We start from the raw sequence: 16,740 nt of genomic DNA, 5'->3' as shown, positions 1-16,740 counted from the left end.
TTTGCCGGGTGCCTGCCTGTCGGGGCGTCAGTCTACGTGCGCGGTGGTGTCTGTTCGCTGTCGGTGAGCAACTGTACGAACTCCTGGGGGAGCACGGCTTTGCTGAAGAAGTAACCCTGGCCTTCCTCACACTGAAGGGCCTTGAGAAAGTCCAGCTGTTCCAGGGTTTCCACGCCTTCGGCGATGATATTGAGGTTGAGGCTCTTGCCCAGGCTGATGATGGCGCTGACCAGCGCAGCGTCGTTGTTTTTGGTGCTCAGCCCGCGTATGAATGACTGGTCGATTTTCAGTACATCGACCGGGAACCGTTGCAGGTAGCTCAGGCTGGAATAACCGGTGCCGAAATCATCGATTGCCAGGCGCACGCCCAATGCCTTGATGGCGTGCAGGGTCTGCACGGTGGCCTCGACGTTCTGCATCAGCACGCTTTCGGTGATTTCGAGCTCCAGTAACGTTGGGTCGAGGCCGGTCAGTTCGAGGATCCGCACGATACCGTCGACAAAGTCGTGCTGACGGAAGTCGATGGCGGAGACGTTGACGGACATGCTGATCGCCGGCAATCCGGCCAGTTGCCAGGCGCGGGCCTGTTGGCAGGCCTGGGTCAATACCCATTTGCTCAGGGGAATGATCAGCCCACTGTCTTCGGCCACTCCAATGAAATCCATTGGGTACACCCAACCGTGACCGGGTTTGAGCCAGCGGATCAAGGCTTCCGCACCGACCACTTTACCCGTGCGCAGATCCAGTTTGGGTTGGTAATGCAGGACGAACTCATCGCGTTCCAGCGCCAGGCGCAGGCCGGATTCGATGCTTTGCTGTTCACGGGCGCGCTGGTTCATCTCGTCGATGAAAAAGCTGAAGTCGTTAAGGCCTCTCTCCTTGACGTTATGCATCGCGGTTTCGGCTTTCTTGATCAACGGTACGGCATCGAAGCCGTCGTCCGGGTAGATGCTGATGCCCAGGCTGGCGGTCACGCTCAGGTCATGGCCGGCAATGTGCTGCTGGGTGTTGACGGCTTTCAGCAGCTTTTCGGCAATGCCTTGGGTTTGCTGGGGATGGTGGATGTCCGCGAGGATCACCACGAACTCGTCGGAACCGTAGCGAAATACCGAATCGGATTCACGCACCGTGGACGCGAGGCTCCGGCCGACCCGTTTGAGCATTTCGTCGCCCACCGGATGGCCCAGTGCGTTGTTGATGCGCTTGAAGCGGTCGAGCCCCAGAAATATCACCGCCAGTTGTTTGTCGTGTCGCCGTGAAAGGGCCAGGGACTGAGTCAGTCGATCACCGAGCAAAGTGCTGTTGGGCAGGCCGGTCAGTACATCGTATTGCAACAGATGGGAGACTTTGAGCAGTTCCTGCACGCGGTCTTCGATGGTTCGCTCCAGGCTGAGCATTTTTATCGCGGCGTCCTGGGCCATCTGCCATTTCCAGGTCAGGGCACTGGCCATCTGACGGATTTCCAGGCTGTCGAAAGGCTTTTTCAGCACCAGCAACTGGTCGCCGAACGCCAGGCGTTCGGCCATCGCTTCCCAGGTGTAGTCAGAGAAGGCGGTGCACAAAGCTATTTGCAGGTTCGGGTCGACCTTCCAGAGTCGCTCGATGGTTTCCAGGCCGTCCCAACCCGGTGGCATGCGCATATCGGTAAACGCCAGGGCATAGGGCCTGCCTTCGGCCTGGGCACGTTTTACCAGTTCCAGTGCTTCTTCTCCCTGATAGGCCGAATCGAGGAGAAACGTCGGGCGAACGCGTTGTTCTGTGCCGAACAACAGTTCCTCGGTGCCGGCCAGCGACTGCTCGTCCGGCAGATCGGGGCTGAGAATCTTGCGAAAGTCCTGATGGATCGAAGGCATGTCATCGATGATCAGGATGCGCCGGTTGGTGGGGGCGAGCGATGGTTTCATCCCCGGTCCTCCGGTGGATAGTACGAGTCTTCGAGCAGCGGGTTTGTTGCGCCGGGGAAGGTCGGCGGCACGATGCTGCCGGCCATCAGCAACGCCGCTGCCTGCTGGCTGCTGACGGCTTTGCTGAAGTAATAGCCCTGAGCGTTCATTGGCGAGCCGGTGGAGATCAGCGAGCTGCGCTGTTCCTGGGTCTCGACACCCTCGGCAATGATGCCGATCCCCACTTCGCGGGCGAAATTGATGATCGCGCGCAAGGTCGTGGCGCTGGCGGGATCACGGGTCGCGGTGTCGATGAAGGCCTGGGCGAGTTTGAGGTGATTGACCCGATAGGTCTTGAGGTAGTCGAACGAGGAGTACTCGGTGCCGAAGTCGTCGATGGCTATTTTCACCCCCAGCTCACGCAAGCGCGGCAGCACATCGTTGTGGGTCCATTTGGTTTGCGCCAGCGTCGCTTCGGTGACGTCGAAGCGCAGGTCCCAGGGGCAGAGGTTCCACAGGGCCGTGGTGCGCAGCACGTCGTAGATCAGGTCCGGACCACTCTTGAGCTGGGCCAGCGAAAGCTTGATTGCAATCACCGGGGGCGCCATGCCTTCGTCGCGCCACTCACGCATTTGCCGACAGGCCCGATCCAGCAACCAGTGCCCGAGCGCGATGATTGCACCGGTTTTTTCCGCTGCGGGAAGAAACATATCGGGTTCCAGTATTCCTCGCTCTGGATGACTCCAGCGGACCTGGGCTTCCATGCCGAGGATCTTCCCGGTACTCAGGTCGACTTCGGGCAGGTAATGCAGTTCAAGCTGGTTTTGCTCGATGGCTTGTTTCAAATCGTTGGCAATCGACACCCGGTCGAGTACTTCCTGATTGATCTCCTCGGAGTGGAAGTGGTACTGGTTGCGACCTTTTTCCTTGGAGCGATACAGCGCCATGTCGGCTTGAGCCAACAGGCTTTCAGCACTCAGGCTGGTACTGGAGTAAGTGCTGATGCCGATGCTGACCGAAACCCGCACATTGTTGCCATCGAGGGTGTAAGGCAGCACCAGTTCATCGCGGACCTTGCCTGCCAGGGCCGCCGACTGCGTCGGATCGCCAGCGTCGAGCTGTACGATTGCAAATTCGTCACCACCAAGACGTGCCACGATGTCGTTTTCGCGGACGCAGGCCTTGATGCGCCGGGCGACTTCCTGCAACAGCAAATCCCCGATGGGATGGCCCAGGGTGTCGTTGATGCGTTTGAAATGATCGAGGTCCAGGTAGAACACCGCGAAGGGTGCGCCGCCCCGACGGGCGGCAGCGAATGCCTGGTGCAGACGTTCGAGGAGCGTTGTTCGATTGGCCAGCCCGGTCAGCCCGTCGGTACGTGCCAGCAGGGCGATCTTCTCTTCGGCCAGCTTGCGTTCAGTGATATCGATGATGATGCCTTCGACTTCCAGCAAGCGTCCGTCCTGGTTACGCACCGGTACGTAGCGGTTTTCGACCCAGCGCCAGTCGCCGGTGCCGGTGCGCAGACGAAACTCGATGGACGCCCCGACAGCGTCCCGGTCGAGTATCCGTGCCATGGCATTGTCGACTTTGCCTTGGTCCTCGGGATGAATCAGCTCCTGAGCCCAGTTTGCCGACGCCACCAATTGCGCGGCCACGTGACCGAACTTGGTAATGTTGTGGGAGATGTACATCAACGGGAACGAGGGTTCGCCGCGCAGCCGGTACAAAATGGTCGGGCTGTTCTGCACGATGATATTGGCGTCGGACAGCTCGCGGGTGCGCTCCTCGACCGCCTGCTCCAGCAGGTTCATCTTTAATTCGGCTTCTTCGGTCATTTGCCATTTGACGGTCAGGGTGCTGGCCATCTGCCGGATTTCGATGGCATCGAAGGGCTTCTTCAGGATCAGCAAGCGATCGCCGAGCTCCAGCCGTTCTGCGATATCGTCCCAGGAGTAGTCGGAATACGCGGTACACAGCGCGACTTGCAGTTTTGGATCGACCTGCCAGAGCCGTTCGATGGTTTCCAGTCCGTCCCAGCCGGGCGGCATACGCATGTCGATAAAGGCCATCGCATACGGAAGGTCCTTGGCCAGGGCGGCTTCGACCTTGCCCAGGGCTTCCAGGCCCTGAAAGGCGCTGTCGAGCACAAACCCCAGGTCCGCAGCCACCACTTGCGTGCCGAACAGGGCTTCTTCGGCGCTGCTCAGCGCATCATCGTCGAGCACGTGGGGGCTGAGGATCTTGGCAAAGTCCTGATGGATAGAGGCGGTGTCGTCGACGATCAGGATCCGTCGGTTTTTTTGCGCAAACGGTGTCTTCATTGCAATGCACCGTTGCAAATAAGCCCTCGCAGCGTCGTGTTCATATGGCGTCCCTTCCTGATCGCAGTGTGCTACGGGTGCAGATCTTGGATCCAGGTACCCAGAGCATAGTCTGCGACTCTCGAGTTCGCCGCCTGCCGTGTGGCAAATCTATTGCGAACTGTGCTGAAAAACCGTCTAGCCTGTAGTTCAGGCCCAAGGAGGAGGGGGAGTTCCCTTGGGTGCTCACAAACGACTGGTCTGTTTCAGCAGAGGTAATGCCATGGATGAGCCGCTTAAACCCCGAGTGTTACTGGTTGATGACGAAGAATCGATCCTCAATAGCCTGCGTCGGCTGTTGCGCGGCCAACCCTATGAAGTGCTGCTGGCCACAAGCGGCACCCAGGCGTTGCAGATCATGGAGCAGCAACCGGTCGATCTGGTGATGACCGATGCCCGCATGCCCAACATGGACGGTGCGACCCTGTTGGCGCACATCCACGAACACTATCCCGACACCGTACGCATCCTGCTGACCGGCTATGCCGATCTCTCGATGATCATCAAGGCGATCAACGAGGGGCAGATTCACCGTTACATCAGCAAGCCCTGGAATGACGAGGAAATGCTGCTGACGTTGCGTCAGTCGCTGGCGTATCAGCTCTCCGAGCGCGAGCGGCTGCGTCTGGTGCAGTTGACGTGGGATCAGAACGAGCAGTTGAAGCTGCTCAACGTGTCCCTGGAAAAACGTGTCGCAGCGCGCACCGCGGAGTTGCAGCAGACCGCCGACATGCTCGATCTGGCCTATGAAGAGCTCAAGCACAGCTACGTTACCGGCACCGAAGTGTTTTCGTTGCTGGCCAATCTGCGTCTGCCACCGGCCAAGCAAACCAATCGGCAAATCATCGATCTGGTGCGTATCTACTGCCAGACCCATGGGCTGGATGAGGCCAGCAGCCGAGACCTGACCATGGCTGCGGCGCTTTACAACATCGGCAAGCTGAGCTGGACCGACGGCATGATGACGACGCCTTCGGACCTGCTGCATCACCCCGAACGGGAGCTGTATCGCGGTTATCCGAAACAGAGCGAATCGCTGTTGATGACCCTTGAGCCGATGAAGGATGCCGCACGCCTGATCCTGCACCATCAGGAGCGCTGGGACGGCAGCGGGTTTCCCGATCGCCTCAAGGGGGAGGCAATCCCTTTGGGTTCGCGCCTGCTGAAGCTGGCCGTGGACTTCATCGAATTGCAGTGCGGGCTGATTCTTGAGCGAAACATGAACAGTGATGAAGCGCTGCTGTTCATCCGCAAATACACCGGGCGTTTCTACGACCCGGAGCTGGTGGAAGACTTCGTTCAGGTTTGCGCCACCTACCAGCGTGATATCACCCTCGGCGATCCGACGGTCAAGGTGCTGAGTACCCGCGATCTGGCAGCCGGGATGGTGCTGGCGCGCAATCTCAATGCCGACAACGGCATGCTGCTGCTCAATGCCGGCAAGGTGCTCAATGGCCCGCTGGTGGAAAAACTCATCGCCTTCGAAGCGATGGAAGGCGCCAGGTACAGCGTATTTGTCCACGTGCCCGAGGAGCTGGAAGCGGTGATTTCTGCGTAGATACCGTTGTGAACTTCACCGGGCATCCGTAGGCGCACGGCTTGCCGGCGATGGCGAGTCCACAGACGTCATCGCTGGCAAGCCATGCTCCTACGGGGGCCTGCGTGGCGGTGTTTTTTCGAGGTGACGCAGCACCTGCACTCATGTGATCCTTGGCTCTTTTGTCCAAGGCCATCGTTGATCCATGACGCTTTCATCCTCTGTTTCTCCGCGCATTATCCGCATTGCCGCTGCCCTGCTGATCGGCCCGGACGGTCGAACCCTGCTGGTGCGCAAGCGCGGGACCCAGGCCTTCATGCAACCGGGGGGCAAGATCGAGGCCTCTGAGCAACCGGTCGATGCGCTGGCCCGCGAGCTGGAAGAAGAACTGGGTTTGGTCATCGACACCCTTCAAGCAAGTTATCTGGGCAAGTTTTCTGCCCCGGCAGCCAATGAGCCGGGGTTTGTGGTCGAGGCCGAGATTTTTCAACTGGATATCCAGCAACACGTCACCCCGGCGGCAGAGATCGAAGAAGTGCTGTGGATTGATCCGCACAATGTCGTTGATTTCATCCTGGCGCCATTGACACGGGACCTGATCCTGCCGTTTTATCGTGCCTCCCTGACGGCTCCGGCCTGACCCCCCCACACAATGACAAGGACTGCGTCATGATTCCAACACATGATCTGTTGATTTTTGCGGCGGCCTCGCTGCTACTGGTGCTGACCCCGGGCCCGAACATGATCTATCTGATCTCCCGTTCGATCTGCCAGGGACGCAAGGCGGGCGTGACCTCGTTACTTGGGGTTGTCGCAGGTTTTTTCGTGCATCTGTTCTGCGCGGCGGCCGGTTTGACAGCACTGTTCATGGCGGTGCCGATGGCTTACGAGGCGCTCAAATGGGCCGGCGCCCTGTACCTGCTGTGGATGGCCTGGCAGGCAGTCAAACCGGGTGCGCGCTCGCCCTTTGAGGCGCAGCAACTACCGCCGGATTCTTCTCGAAAACTGATGCTGATGGGCTTTTTCACCAGCGCATTGAACCCGAAAATCGCGGTGTTCTATCTCTCGGTGTTCCCGCAGTTCATCAGCCCGGAACACGGTTCGGTGTTTACCCAAAGTATTGCCCTGGGCCTGACCCAGATCAGCGTGAGTTTCACGGTTAACCTGTTTATCGCACTGTTTGCTGCCGGGATTGCCTCGTGGTTCGTCAACAATCCGAGCTGGCTGGCGGTTCAGCGCTATTTCATGGGTTTCGTACTGGCCGGGCTGGCAGTGCGGCTGATGTCTGAACAGCGGCGCATGGCCTGACGCACATGGCGGTCCAACGACTCGATGCCAGCCATGCACTCGCTTACCGGGCGCTGATGCTTGAGGCTTATGACCGTCACCCGCAGGCGTTCACGTCGAGTGTCCGCGAGCGCGCGGTAATGCCGTTGAGCTGGTGGGAGTCACGCTTGACCAGCCCGCTGGACGTGCTGTTCGGCGCATTTGAAGGCGACGAACTGGTAGGCATTGTCGGCCTGGCCTTCGAGGCACGGGAAAAAGCCCGGCACAAGGCAACGCTGTTTGGCATGTATGTGTCAGACGAGGCCAGACAGCGGGGGCTCGGTTATCAGCTGGTTCAGGTGCTTTTCGACGAGGCACGGTGTCGGTCGGGCTTGAAGCTGATTCAACTGACCGTCACCGCTGGCAATGACGCCGCATTGGCGTTGTACCAGCGTTGCGGTTTCGTGCAGTTCGGGCTCGAACCGCTGGCGGTGCGGGTTGGCGAAGAGTACTTCGACAAGATCCATATGTGGCGCGAAGTCCCGGCCTGACGCTGAGTGCTTTTGTGGCGAGGGAGCTTGCTCCCGCTGGGCTGCAAAGCAGTCCCAATACCGGCCAACGCGTTCTTTCAGATACTCCGCGTTCGCTGACATTACGATGGCTTCGCCATCGAACGGGGGCAAGCCCCCTCGCCACAGGTGTGATACCTGTCAGAGAATGTCAGCGCACCGCGCTAACTCCATCCAGGGTCGAGAACGAGGTGTCCTTGGCCGTCAGCAGGAAGTCGCGCATGTACGGCGCGTCGAGCATGTCGGCGCGGATCCCGGCGTATAGCGTGGCAAATAAACCTTTCTCACCGAGCCGCTTGGCCTTCACGTAACCCCGTGAGCTGTATTCATGCAGCGCCCAATGCGGCATGCCGCAGACGCCACGGCCGCTGGCCACCAACTGCATCATCATCACCGTCAGTTCCGAAGTACGGACCTGCGCCGGTTCGATATCGGCCGGCTCCAGGAAGCGGGTGAAGATGTCCAGCCGATCACGTTCCACCGGGTAGGTGATCAGGGTTTCGCTGAGCAAATCTTCCGGGACGATGTACGGCTTGTTCGCCAACCGATGCTGATTGGCCACCGCGAGCATCGCTTCGTAGGTGAACAACGGCACGTAGGTGATCCCGGCCAGCTCCAGCGGGTCGGACGTTACCACCAGGTCCAGGTCACCACGGGCCAGGGCCGGCAACGGGGCGAAGGAGAAACCCGACGCCAGGTCCAGCTCGACTTCCGGCCAGGCATCGCGGAACTGGTCGATGGTCGGCATCAGCCACTGAAAGCAACTGTGGCATTCGATTGCCATGTGCAGCCGTCCGGCGGTGCCTCCGGCCAGGCGCGCAATGTCACGTTCGGCTCCGCGCAGCAGCGGCAGGGTGGCATCGGCCAGTTGCAGCAGGCGCAGGCCGGCGCTGGTGAACCGCACCGGTTTGGTTTTGCGCACGAACAGCGGCATACCCATGCGCTCTTCCAGCTCTTTGAACTGGTGGGACAGGGCGGACTGGGTCAGGTGCAGACGGTCGGCGGCGTCGACCAGGCTGTCGGCCTCGCGCAAGGCGTGCAGGGTCTTCAGGTGACGGATTTCGAGCACTGGGGGCTCCATGAGCAAATTTTGTGATCAACACGAAAAGGTTGAGTTTGTCTCATGTTGGGTTGGCTGTCGACAATAGGGCCATCTTTTATAGGGAGAAACACACCATGGCCTTGGCCCACACACTCGGTTTTCCACGCATCGGTGCCGACCGCGAGCTGAAAAAAGCCCTCGAATCCTACTGGAAGGGCGACCTCGATCAGGCCGGGTTGCAAAGCGTCGGCCGTGAACTGCGAGCCAGACACTGGCAAGTGCAGAAAGACGCCGGTATCGACCTGCTGCCGGTGGGCGACTTCGCCTGGTACGACCAGGTGCTGACGCACTCGCTGACCTTTGGCGTGATCCCCGAACGCTTCGACAGCGCCAAGGATGCACAGGGCCTGCCGACCCTCGACACCTTGTTCGCAATGGCCCGTGGCGCCAGTGCAAAGTGCTGCGATGGTGAGTCAGCCAAGACGCACCATGCGCAGGAACTGACCAAGTGGTTCGACACCAACTACCACTACCTGGTCCCTGAATTCAGCGCTGACCAGCCGTTCAAATTGAGCTGGGAGCAGCTGTTCGACGAAGTCGACGAAGCCCATGCCCTTGGTCACCGCGTCAAGCCGGTAATCATCGGCCCTTTGACTTACCTGTGGCTGGGTAAAACCAAAGGCAACGACTTCGACAAGCTTGACCTGCTCGAACGCCTGCTGCCGCTGTACGGCGAAATCCTCAATCGCCTCAAGGCCCAAGGTGTGGAATGGGTGCAGATTGACGAACCGATCCTGACCCTCGACCTGCCGCAAGCCTGGAAAAACGCCTTCGAGCGCGCCTACCACATCCTTCAGTATTCGCCGCTGAAGAAACTCGTGGCCACCTACTTCAGTGGCCTGGAAGACAACCTCGGGCTGGCGGTGAGCCTGCCGGTGGACGGCCTGCACATTGACGCGGTGCGAGCACCGGAACAACTGGGCCAGGTACTCGATCGCCTGCCGACTTACAAAGTGCTATCGGTGGGCCTGGTCAACGGTCGTAATGTCTGGCGTTGCGAGCTGGAACAGGCGCTGGCACAACTGAAACCGGCACAAGAACGTTACGGCGACAACCTCTGGGTCAGCAGCTCGTGCTCGCTGCTGCACAGTCCGGTGGATCTGGACCGTGAAGACACACTCGACGCCGAGCTGAAGAGCTGGCTGGCGTTCGCTGTGCAAAAGTGCGCTGAAATCGCCGTGCTGCGGGATGCACTCAACGATCCGCAAGCGCCGAAGGTCCAGGCTGCGCTGGCGCAGAACCGTGCCGTGCAGGCCAGCCGTGCGCAGTCGCCACGCATCCATAAAGCCGAGGTGCAGGCGCGCATCCGGGCCATTCGCGACACCGACAGTCAGCGTCACTCAGTGTTTGCCAAGCGTATCGAGTTGCAACGCGCACGCCTGAATTTGCCGGCCTTCCCGACCACCACTATCGGCTCGTTCCCGCAGACCGCATCGATCCGTCTGGCGCGCCAGTCATTCAAGCAGGGCAAGCTCTCGGCCAACGATTACACCGACGCCATGCACAGCGAAATCCGCCACGCGGTGCAAATCCAGGAACGTCTTGGCCTCGACGTGCTGGTGCACGGTGAAGCCGAGCGCAACGACATGGTCGAGTACTTTGCCGAGCAACTCGACGGCTACCTGTTCACCCGTTTCGGCTGGGTTCAGAGCTACGGTTCGCGCTGTGTGAAGCCGGCGATCATCTACGGTGACCTGAGCCGTCCGAAGGCCATGACCGTCGACTGGATCACTTACGCGCAGAGCCTGACCGACAAGGTCATGAAAGGCATGTTGACCGGGCCGGTGACGATGCTGATGTGGTCGTTCCCGCGCGAAGACGTGTCGCGTAAAGTCCAGGCGCAACAGTTGGCGCTGGCCCTGCGCGATGAAGTGGTCGACCTGGAGCAGGCCGGGATCAAAATCGTCCAGATCGACGAAGCGGCGTTCCGCGAGGGCTTGCCGCTGCGCCGGACGCAGTGGCAGGAATACCTCGACTGGGCGGTGCAAGCGTTCCGCTTGAGCGCGTCTGGCGTGCGCGATGAAACCCAGATCCATACCCACATGTGCTACAGCGAATTCAACGACGTGATCCAGTCCATCGCGGCCATGGACGCTGATGTGATCACCATCGAGACCTCGCGTTCGGACATGGAATTGCTCGAAGCCTTCAAGGCCTTTGACTACCCGAACGACATCGGCCCGGGCGTCTACGACATTCACTCGCCACGGGTGCCGGACACCACCGAGATGGTCAAGTTGATGAGTAAGGCGGTGCAGCGGATCCCGGCCGAACGGCTGTGGGTCAACCCGGACTGCGGCCTGAAAACCCGCGCCTGGCCCGAAACAGAAGCCGCGTTGGTGAATATGGTCGCCGCCGCGCGCCAGTTGCGTAGCCAGTTGGCTTAAAGTCCAGCGGTGCCTGGTCGGGCGCCTTCGCGAGCAAGCCCGCTCCCACATTTGATTGGTGTCGTACACAAACTCTGTATCCGACATAAATTCTGTGGGAGCGGGCTTGCTCCGGGCGGCGATCCGACGAAGAACGATAACGCGGTCTACGAATCGACCGTTGAGCACTCTTCATCAAACTGTCACGTAACTGTGGCAGCGCGCTTTAACAAAGTTCATCAGACTCGCTCTCTACTGGGGTTCTGCGTTTCGGTGTTTCTTCATGCGGGTACGATTTTTTTCAACGGCGGTTTTTTTGACCGCTCTGCTGTTCGGCTTACCGTCTTTGGCGGCGTCGCGCTGCGATGTCAATGTTCCGACCGAACGGGTCGATCTGGCGCAGGTCAGCCTGGCGTACCAGAGCATCGGTCGTGCGTCCGATCCTGCGTTGCTGCTGGTGATGGGCCTGGGTGGCCAGCTTATTCACTGGCCGGACGAGGTGGTGGTGGCGCTGTGCGAGCAGGGTTTCCGGGTGATTCGCTATGACAACCGCGATGTCGGGCTGTCGACCTGGCGTCAGGCTCCGGCCAACGCCAACCTGACCTTTGAAGTGCTGCGCTACAAACTCGGATTACCCGTAGCGGCGCCGTACAGCCTGACTGATATGGCGGACGACGCGCTGGGCCTGATGGATGCGCTGCACGTCGAGCAATTCCATGTGCTGGGCGCGAGCATGGGCGGGATGATCGCCCAGCACCTGGCGGCCATGGCACCGCAACGGGTCGAGAGCCTGACGCTGATCATGACCAGTTCCGGTGCAGAAGGGCTGCCGGCGCCGAATGCGGCGCTGGTGCAATTGCTCTCACGGCGCGGTGCGCCGAACCGTGAGGTGGCACTGGAGCAACAGGCCGATCTGCTGGCAGCGCTGGGCAGTCCGCAGGTGAGTGATGATCGTCAGGCGCTGTTGCATCAGGCCGCGGTGGCGTACGACCGGGCGTTCAATCCTGAAGGCGTGAAACGCCAGATCATGGCGATCCTCGCCGAACCGAGCCGGGTGGCGCTGCTCAACCAACTGCGGGTGCCGACGCTGGTGGTGCATGGCACTGCTGATCCGCTGTTGCCGGTGATGCATGGCATTCACCTGGCGGCGCATATCCAGGGCAGTCAGTTGAAGCTGATTCCGGGGCTGGCCCATCGTTTTCAGGAAGCGTTCAAGGCGCCGTTACTGGCGGCAGTGTTGCCGTACCTGAAAACCCATCGAGAGGACACCGCGCATTGGGCACAGATCGATCCGGTGCAGGCACCGAACCTGTTGTAACGCTCAACGCGCCTTTGTGGCGAGGGAGCGCGCGAGGGTTTTAGCGGACGATTTTGTCCACATGAATCCCGAGTTTTTTCAGCCGATACCAGAAGCTGCGCTCCGAGATGCCGATCAGTTGCGCGGCGGCCGCTTGCACGCCATTGCTTTGTTGCAGGGCGGCAAGAATGTACGACTTCTCGACTTCCACCAGCGCGGCGTCGAGGTCCGGCGGCACGCCAGTGCCTACGTTGAGGGGCACGCGGGCACCGTCGACGGTGGGTCTTGAGGCGAACAGGTACGCTGGCAGATCGTCCTCCTCGATCACCGAACCCGAGGCCACGATGGTGGCTCGTTCAACGCAGTTCTGCAGTTCGCGGATGTTCCCCGGCCACGAATAATTGGCCATGGCCTGCAAGGCTTCCGGGCTGAAACCGGTGATGCGCTTGCCGGCGGTGGCACCCAGGGTGTGAGCGAAGTGTCGGGCCAGTGGCGCGATGTCTTCGACCCGTTCACGCAGGGCGGGCAGGGGGATCGGGAACACGTTGAGGCGATAATAAAGGTCTTCGCGAAACTCTTTGTTGGCCACCGCTTCCAGCAGGTTCTTGTTGGTGGCGGCGATCACGCGCACATCGACTTTGCGCTCGCGCTGGTCGCCCACCGGCTCGATCACTCGCTCCTGCAAGGCCCGGAGGATTTTTGCCTGCAAGGCCAGCGGCATGTCGCCCACCTCATCGAGAAACAGCGTGCCCTTGTCGGCCTGCATGAAGCGCCCGACCCGGTCCGCCACGGCGCCGGTGAAGGCGCCTTTGCGATGGCCGAACATTTCACTTTCCAGCAACCCTTCGGGGATCGCCGCACAGTTCACGGCGACAAAGGGTTTGTCGGCGCGGTTGCCGTGTTTGTGGATGGCCCGGGCGACCATTTCCTTGCCGGTGCCGCTTTCGCCGGTGAGCAGGATGGTCGCATTGCTTTCGCGTACCGAATCCACTGCTTGCAGCACTCGACGGAAGGTCGGGCTGTCGCCCACCAGGCTGTCGATCTGCTGGTGTTCTTCAAGCTCGGCGCGCATGCGCTGGTTGTCTTTGAGAATGTCGCGAAATTGCAGGGCCTTGTTGACGGTGATGTCCAGCTCATCGATGTCGAACGGCTTGGCAATGTAGTCGAAGGCGCCATTGCGCATCGACTGCACGGCATTTTTCACCGTGCTGTAGGCCGTCATGACGATCACCGGCAGTTGCGGATAGCGCACTTTGACTTCCGCCAGCAACTGCGGCCCGTCCATGCCGGGCATGCGCCAGTCGCTGATCACCAGGTCGATGTCTTCCTGTTCCAGCACCTTGAGCGCGTGCAGGCCATTGCTGGCGGTGAACACCTGGATGTCGTTCTGGCTCAGGGCCGAGGCCAACAAGTCGCAAAGCTTGGGCTCGTCATCGACCACCAGAATGTTATGCGTCATCACTGTCCTCGTCGTCGCTGTCGTCTTCACCGTTGGCCGGAATGTACAGGCTGAATGTGGAGCCGGCATCTTTTTCGCTGATGCATTCGACCCGTCCGTCATGGTTTTCCATGATCGAGAAGACTTTTGCCAGCCCCAAGCCCGTACCTGAAGCCTTTGTGGTGACGAACGGTGTAAAAATCCGTTCGAGCATGTCCGGTTCGATGCCCTGGCCGGTGTCGGAAACACTGATGACGGTGTATTCCTTGTCGCTGGTTATGCCCAGGGTCAGGCGACCGCCGTCGGGCATTGCGTCAATGGCATTGATCACCAGATTCAGGCAGGCCTGTTTGAGTTGCCGGGCGTCGGCGTACATGGTTGCGGCCGGCGCGTTGTCCTCGATCCGGGCGTCGATGTTGTGAGTTGCCAGTTCCGGGGCGCAGAACCCGATCAGCTCATCGACCAGCGGCCGTACCAGTTGGGTGGAACGCATGGGCGCGTTGGGCTTGGCAAAGTCGAGGAATTCGGTGATCAGGTCGTTGATCCGGCTGACCTCGCTGACCACGTATTCCAGATGCCGTTTGTCGGTCTCGGGCAGGTCGGCGCGACGGTGCAACAATTGGGTCGCGGTCTTGATGATGCCCAGCGGGTTGCGGATTTCATGGGCCAGGCCCATGGCCACTTCACCCAGGGCGTGCAAGCGATCACGGCGGCGCAGTTGCGACTCCAGGTGCTGCAACTCGCCGAGACGTTCGGTCATGTGGTTGAAGGTGCTGCTCAGTTCGGCCAGTTCGTCGCTGCCATAAACCGGCACTCGCTGACGATAATCGCCGTCGATCACCGCCCGAACGCCTTTGGAGAGCGCACGCAGGGGCTGGGTCAGGCGTTGCGAGACCAGCCAGCCGACACCCAGCGACAGCGCCGAACTGAGGATGAAAATCAGGATGAACAGATTGCTCTGGTTCACCAGCCCGACCAGGCTGTTGTGGCGCAGCAGGCCACTGAAGATCACCCCCTGAAGTTCACCGCTGTCATTGAGGATTGGCCGATAGATACCGCTGTAGTTTTTGGTGAACTGTTCGATCGGTTTTTTCGTGGTGCGCAGGATTTGCTCGATGTCTTCGGGCACCTTCATGGGGTGATCTTCGAAGCGCTGGGTCGCGAAAATTTCCGAGAAGTCTTCGTCCTTGGCCAGGTACAACCGCAGGTCAAGGGAATGCACATCGGCGACGCTGGTGAGGAAGCTGCTGTCCAGATAGTTGGCGAGGACCAACTGATAGTCGACCCCAGCCTGGGTTGTCTGGAAGGTCGAGACCAGGATGCCGGTGGACGCGCCCGTGACTTGAATGGTTTGCAGGACGGCTTTGGGCGCGGTGTTGATTTGCTGGACGATGTCGTCGGTCACGGTACTGAACAGCACTTTGTGATCGCTGGTGCGCACCAGCGCCACGACGTCGATGCCCATGGCTTCGGCAATGTCGGCGCTGAGGCGGTCCTGCCGGGCCGAAATCCGGTCGTTGATCGGGCGGATGTGGCGTAGCAACAACTGGGCGACCCGCGTGTTTTCGCGGAGGATTTCCCGGACCTCGTCTTCGACGATCTTGGTCGATTCCTGCAACCAGATGCGCACGTTGCTATCGAAGATCTGTGACAGCGTGGTGGCCGCCAGTTCCGCGGCGATCATGGTCGGGATCACGCTGACCAGCCAGAATGCCAATACCAGCTTGCGTTGCAGGCTCCAGCGGGAGATGGCGAAGGGCAGGGCTTTACGGCGTCGGACTTTGATCATCAGGTTTCGCTTATCGCAGCAGCCATGGCAGGGTCGGATTTATCCGGTCGGACAAACAGTTTCACAAGCTTCAGTAATGTATTGAGCAACCCGTTGCGGTGGTGAAAAAACAGCGTATTGCCTTCAAATTTACAGCCGAGCCGCAGCTTACTGGCATAGCCGGCCTGGCCGCACACATACAGCGGGATTTTGTGCTGAATACAATAGTCGACATTGGCCAGCCAGCTTCTGAAGTACAGGTTGTACTCACGGGTCTGTTCCAGGTCGTGGGCAAAAAACTTGTCCACCAGTCGATGTTCGTCCAGCAACACCAGGTTGAACGCCACCAGTTGCTCGCCCACCCAATACAGCACGCACGCGGCACGTTGGTCGAGGTGTTCGAGGATACTGGTGAAATACGCTGCGGACAGTCGTTCGAACTCCAGATCACTGCGCGCCAGGGTGGCTTCATACAAGCGCATCATCTGTGGCAATACATCGTCGACCGAGCGTCGCCATTCGATTCGCGGGCCTTGTGCCCGAAGTTTTCGGCGCAAGTCCTTGCGGGTGGATTTGCCCAGTGTGCCGAGGTAGGCATCGAGTGAGCCGAACGCGATCGGCAATACCGCACTCGGTAAACCAGGCATGGTTTGCAGCCCGGCCTCGCGGCAGACTTCAATCCACTGCTGATCGTGGCTGGGTGCATCCTTGACCGCCAACAGGCCGATACCCGCCTGGTTGGCATCGTTACGAGCCAACGTCAGTAACTGACGTAGCAACACCGGACGTCGGTCTTCGGTGATGTGGCTGGCGGTGCCTGCGTGGCATTGCTCGGTCACAGGCGATCCCATGGCGTACAAGCGAATATCCAGCACGCCCGGCAACCATTGACGCAAGCGTTGCGTGATGCGTTTGCCGATGCCCTGCACCGTGGTGTCGAGCGAGTACTGCGTGGTAAATGCCGCGGCTGCGGCAATCAATGTGCTGCCTTCATAGAGTGCAAGGTAGCGCCACTGGAAGTCGGCGACTCCCGCCTGTTCAACGGCCCGGTAATAATCCCAGTCCTCCAGTTCCCCAGGGAAGCAGTCATTCCAGGCGCAGCGTTCGATGGCCTGGATGGTTGAAAAGGCATGGGCGGTAATCACGTCTTG

General features: G+C 60.0%; 12 protein-coding genes. 6 read left to right on the top strand and 6 right to left on the bottom strand.

What is annotated here, in order from left to right; genetic code table 11:
* Positions 1–32: 32 nt before the first annotated feature.
* Entirely contained in the window at positions 33–1,904 is a 1,872-nt protein-coding gene (locus AC3WK5_RS07810) for a putative bifunctional diguanylate cyclase/phosphodiesterase (protein ID WP_103320037.1), read from the bottom strand.
* The gene (locus AC3WK5_RS07805) at positions 1,901–4,207 is read right to left on the bottom strand and encodes a GGDEF/EAL domain-containing response regulator (protein WP_103320039.1); all 2,307 of its coding nucleotides are present in this window, start codon (positions 4,205–4,207) and stop codon (positions 1,901–1,903) included. The genes AC3WK5_RS07810 and AC3WK5_RS07805 overlap by 4 nt, the downstream gene beginning before the upstream one ends.
* A 262-nt stretch (positions 4,208–4,469) precedes the next feature.
* Between AC3WK5_RS07805 and nosR the strand changes: the two genes are divergently transcribed.
* The 4 genes from nosR (at position 4,470) to AC3WK5_RS07785 (ending at position 7,600) form a co-directional block, all read left to right on the top strand.
* Complete coding sequence (gene nosR, locus AC3WK5_RS07800) at positions 4,470–5,804, top strand: response regulator c-di-GMP phosphodiesterase, NosR family (RefSeq protein ID WP_103320041.1); 1,335 nt, start codon at positions 4,470–4,472, stop codon at positions 5,802–5,804.
* 184 nt (positions 5,805–5,988) lie between these two features.
* A complete protein-coding gene (locus AC3WK5_RS07795) occupies positions 5,989–6,423 on the top strand; it encodes an NUDIX hydrolase (protein ID WP_103320043.1) in 435 nt (144 codons plus the stop codon).
* A gap of 29 nt (positions 6,424–6,452) precedes the next feature.
* The gene (locus tag AC3WK5_RS07790; RefSeq protein ID WP_054595862.1) at positions 6,453–7,091 is read left to right on the top strand and encodes a LysE family translocator; all 639 of its coding nucleotides are present in this window, start codon (positions 6,453–6,455) and stop codon (positions 7,089–7,091) included.
* A gap of 5 nt (positions 7,092–7,096) precedes the next feature.
* Positions 7,097–7,600 (top strand): GNAT family N-acetyltransferase, encoded by a 504-nt coding sequence (locus AC3WK5_RS07785; protein WP_103320045.1) that lies wholly within the window; start codon positions 7,097–7,099, stop codon positions 7,598–7,600.
* Between the two features lie 169 nt (positions 7,601–7,769).
* On the opposite strand, the gene metR is transcribed toward AC3WK5_RS07785, so the two are convergent.
* Positions 7,770–8,687 (bottom strand): transcriptional regulator MetR, encoded by a 918-nt coding sequence (gene metR, locus AC3WK5_RS07780; RefSeq protein WP_054595864.1) that lies wholly within the window; start codon positions 8,685–8,687, stop codon positions 7,770–7,772.
* A 107-nt stretch (positions 8,688–8,794) separates the two neighbouring features.
* Between metR and metE the strand changes: the two genes are divergently transcribed.
* Positions 8,795–11,107: a 5-methyltetrahydropteroyltriglutamate--homocysteine S-methyltransferase gene (metE, locus tag AC3WK5_RS07775; RefSeq protein ID WP_103320047.1), complete on the top strand. Its 2,313-nt coding sequence runs from the start codon at positions 8,795–8,797 to the stop codon at positions 11,105–11,107.
* Between the two features lie 262 nt (positions 11,108–11,369).
* Positions 11,370–12,404, top strand: coding sequence for an alpha/beta fold hydrolase (locus tag AC3WK5_RS07770; RefSeq protein WP_103320049.1), 1,035 nt, complete (start codon positions 11,370–11,372; stop codon positions 12,402–12,404).
* A gap of 40 nt (positions 12,405–12,444) precedes the next feature.
* On the opposite strand, the gene AC3WK5_RS07765 is transcribed toward AC3WK5_RS07770, so the two are convergent.
* The 3 genes from AC3WK5_RS07765 to AC3WK5_RS07755 are packed head-to-tail and all read right to left on the bottom strand — an operon-like array spanning position 12,445 to position 16,734.
* Positions 12,445–13,842 carry a sigma-54-dependent transcriptional regulator gene (locus AC3WK5_RS07765; RefSeq protein ID WP_103320051.1) on the bottom strand — a complete coding sequence of 466 codons (1,398 nt, stop codon included), beginning with the start codon at positions 13,840–13,842 and terminating at the stop codon, positions 12,445–12,447.
* Positions 13,832–15,610 (bottom strand): sensor histidine kinase, encoded by a 1,779-nt coding sequence (locus AC3WK5_RS07760; protein WP_103320053.1) that lies wholly within the window; start codon positions 15,608–15,610, stop codon positions 13,832–13,834. The genes AC3WK5_RS07765 and AC3WK5_RS07760 overlap by 11 nt, the downstream gene beginning before the upstream one ends.
* Positions 15,610–16,734: a GNAT family N-acetyltransferase gene (locus AC3WK5_RS07755; RefSeq protein WP_103320054.1), complete on the bottom strand. Its 1,125-nt coding sequence runs from the start codon at positions 16,732–16,734 to the stop codon at positions 15,610–15,612. Before AC3WK5_RS07755 ends, AC3WK5_RS07760 begins: the two co-directional genes overlap by 1 nt.
* Between the last annotated feature and the right edge of the window lie 6 nt (positions 16,735–16,740).

Source organism: Pseudomonas sp. FW306-02-D09B (assembly GCF_058782685.1).
This window is presented reverse-complemented; position numbering and strand designations above follow the sequence as displayed.

Excerpts from the sequence above, each read along its gene's own strand:
- AC3WK5_RS07790 (WP_054595862.1), top strand. The coding sequence starts at position 6,453 with ATGATTCCAACACATGATCTGTTGATTTTTGCGGCGGCCTCGCTGCTA.
- AC3WK5_RS07810 (WP_103320037.1), bottom strand. The coding sequence starts at position 1,904 with ATGAAACCATCGCTCGCCCCCACCAACCGGCGCATCCTGATCATCGAT.
- nosR (WP_103320041.1), top strand. The coding sequence starts at position 4,470 with ATGGATGAGCCGCTTAAACCCCGAGTGTTACTGGTTGATGACGAAGAA.
- AC3WK5_RS07770 (WP_103320049.1), top strand. The coding sequence starts at position 11,370 with ATGCGGGTACGATTTTTTTCAACGGCGGTTTTTTTGACCGCTCTGCTG.
- AC3WK5_RS07760 (WP_103320053.1), bottom strand. The coding sequence starts at position 15,610 with ATGATCAAAGTCCGACGCCGTAAAGCCCTGCCCTTCGCCATCTCCCGC.
- AC3WK5_RS07765 (WP_103320051.1), bottom strand. The coding sequence starts at position 13,842 with ATGACGCATAACATTCTGGTGGTCGATGACGAGCCCAAGCTTTGCGAC.
- AC3WK5_RS07805 (WP_103320039.1), bottom strand. The coding sequence starts at position 4,207 with ATGAAGACACCGTTTGCGCAAAAAAACCGACGGATCCTGATCGTCGAC.
- AC3WK5_RS07785 (WP_103320045.1), top strand. The coding sequence starts at position 7,097 with ATGGCGGTCCAACGACTCGATGCCAGCCATGCACTCGCTTACCGGGCG.
- AC3WK5_RS07795 (WP_103320043.1), top strand. The coding sequence starts at position 5,989 with ATGACGCTTTCATCCTCTGTTTCTCCGCGCATTATCCGCATTGCCGCT.
- metE (WP_103320047.1), top strand. The coding sequence starts at position 8,795 with ATGGCCTTGGCCCACACACTCGGTTTTCCACGCATCGGTGCCGACCGC.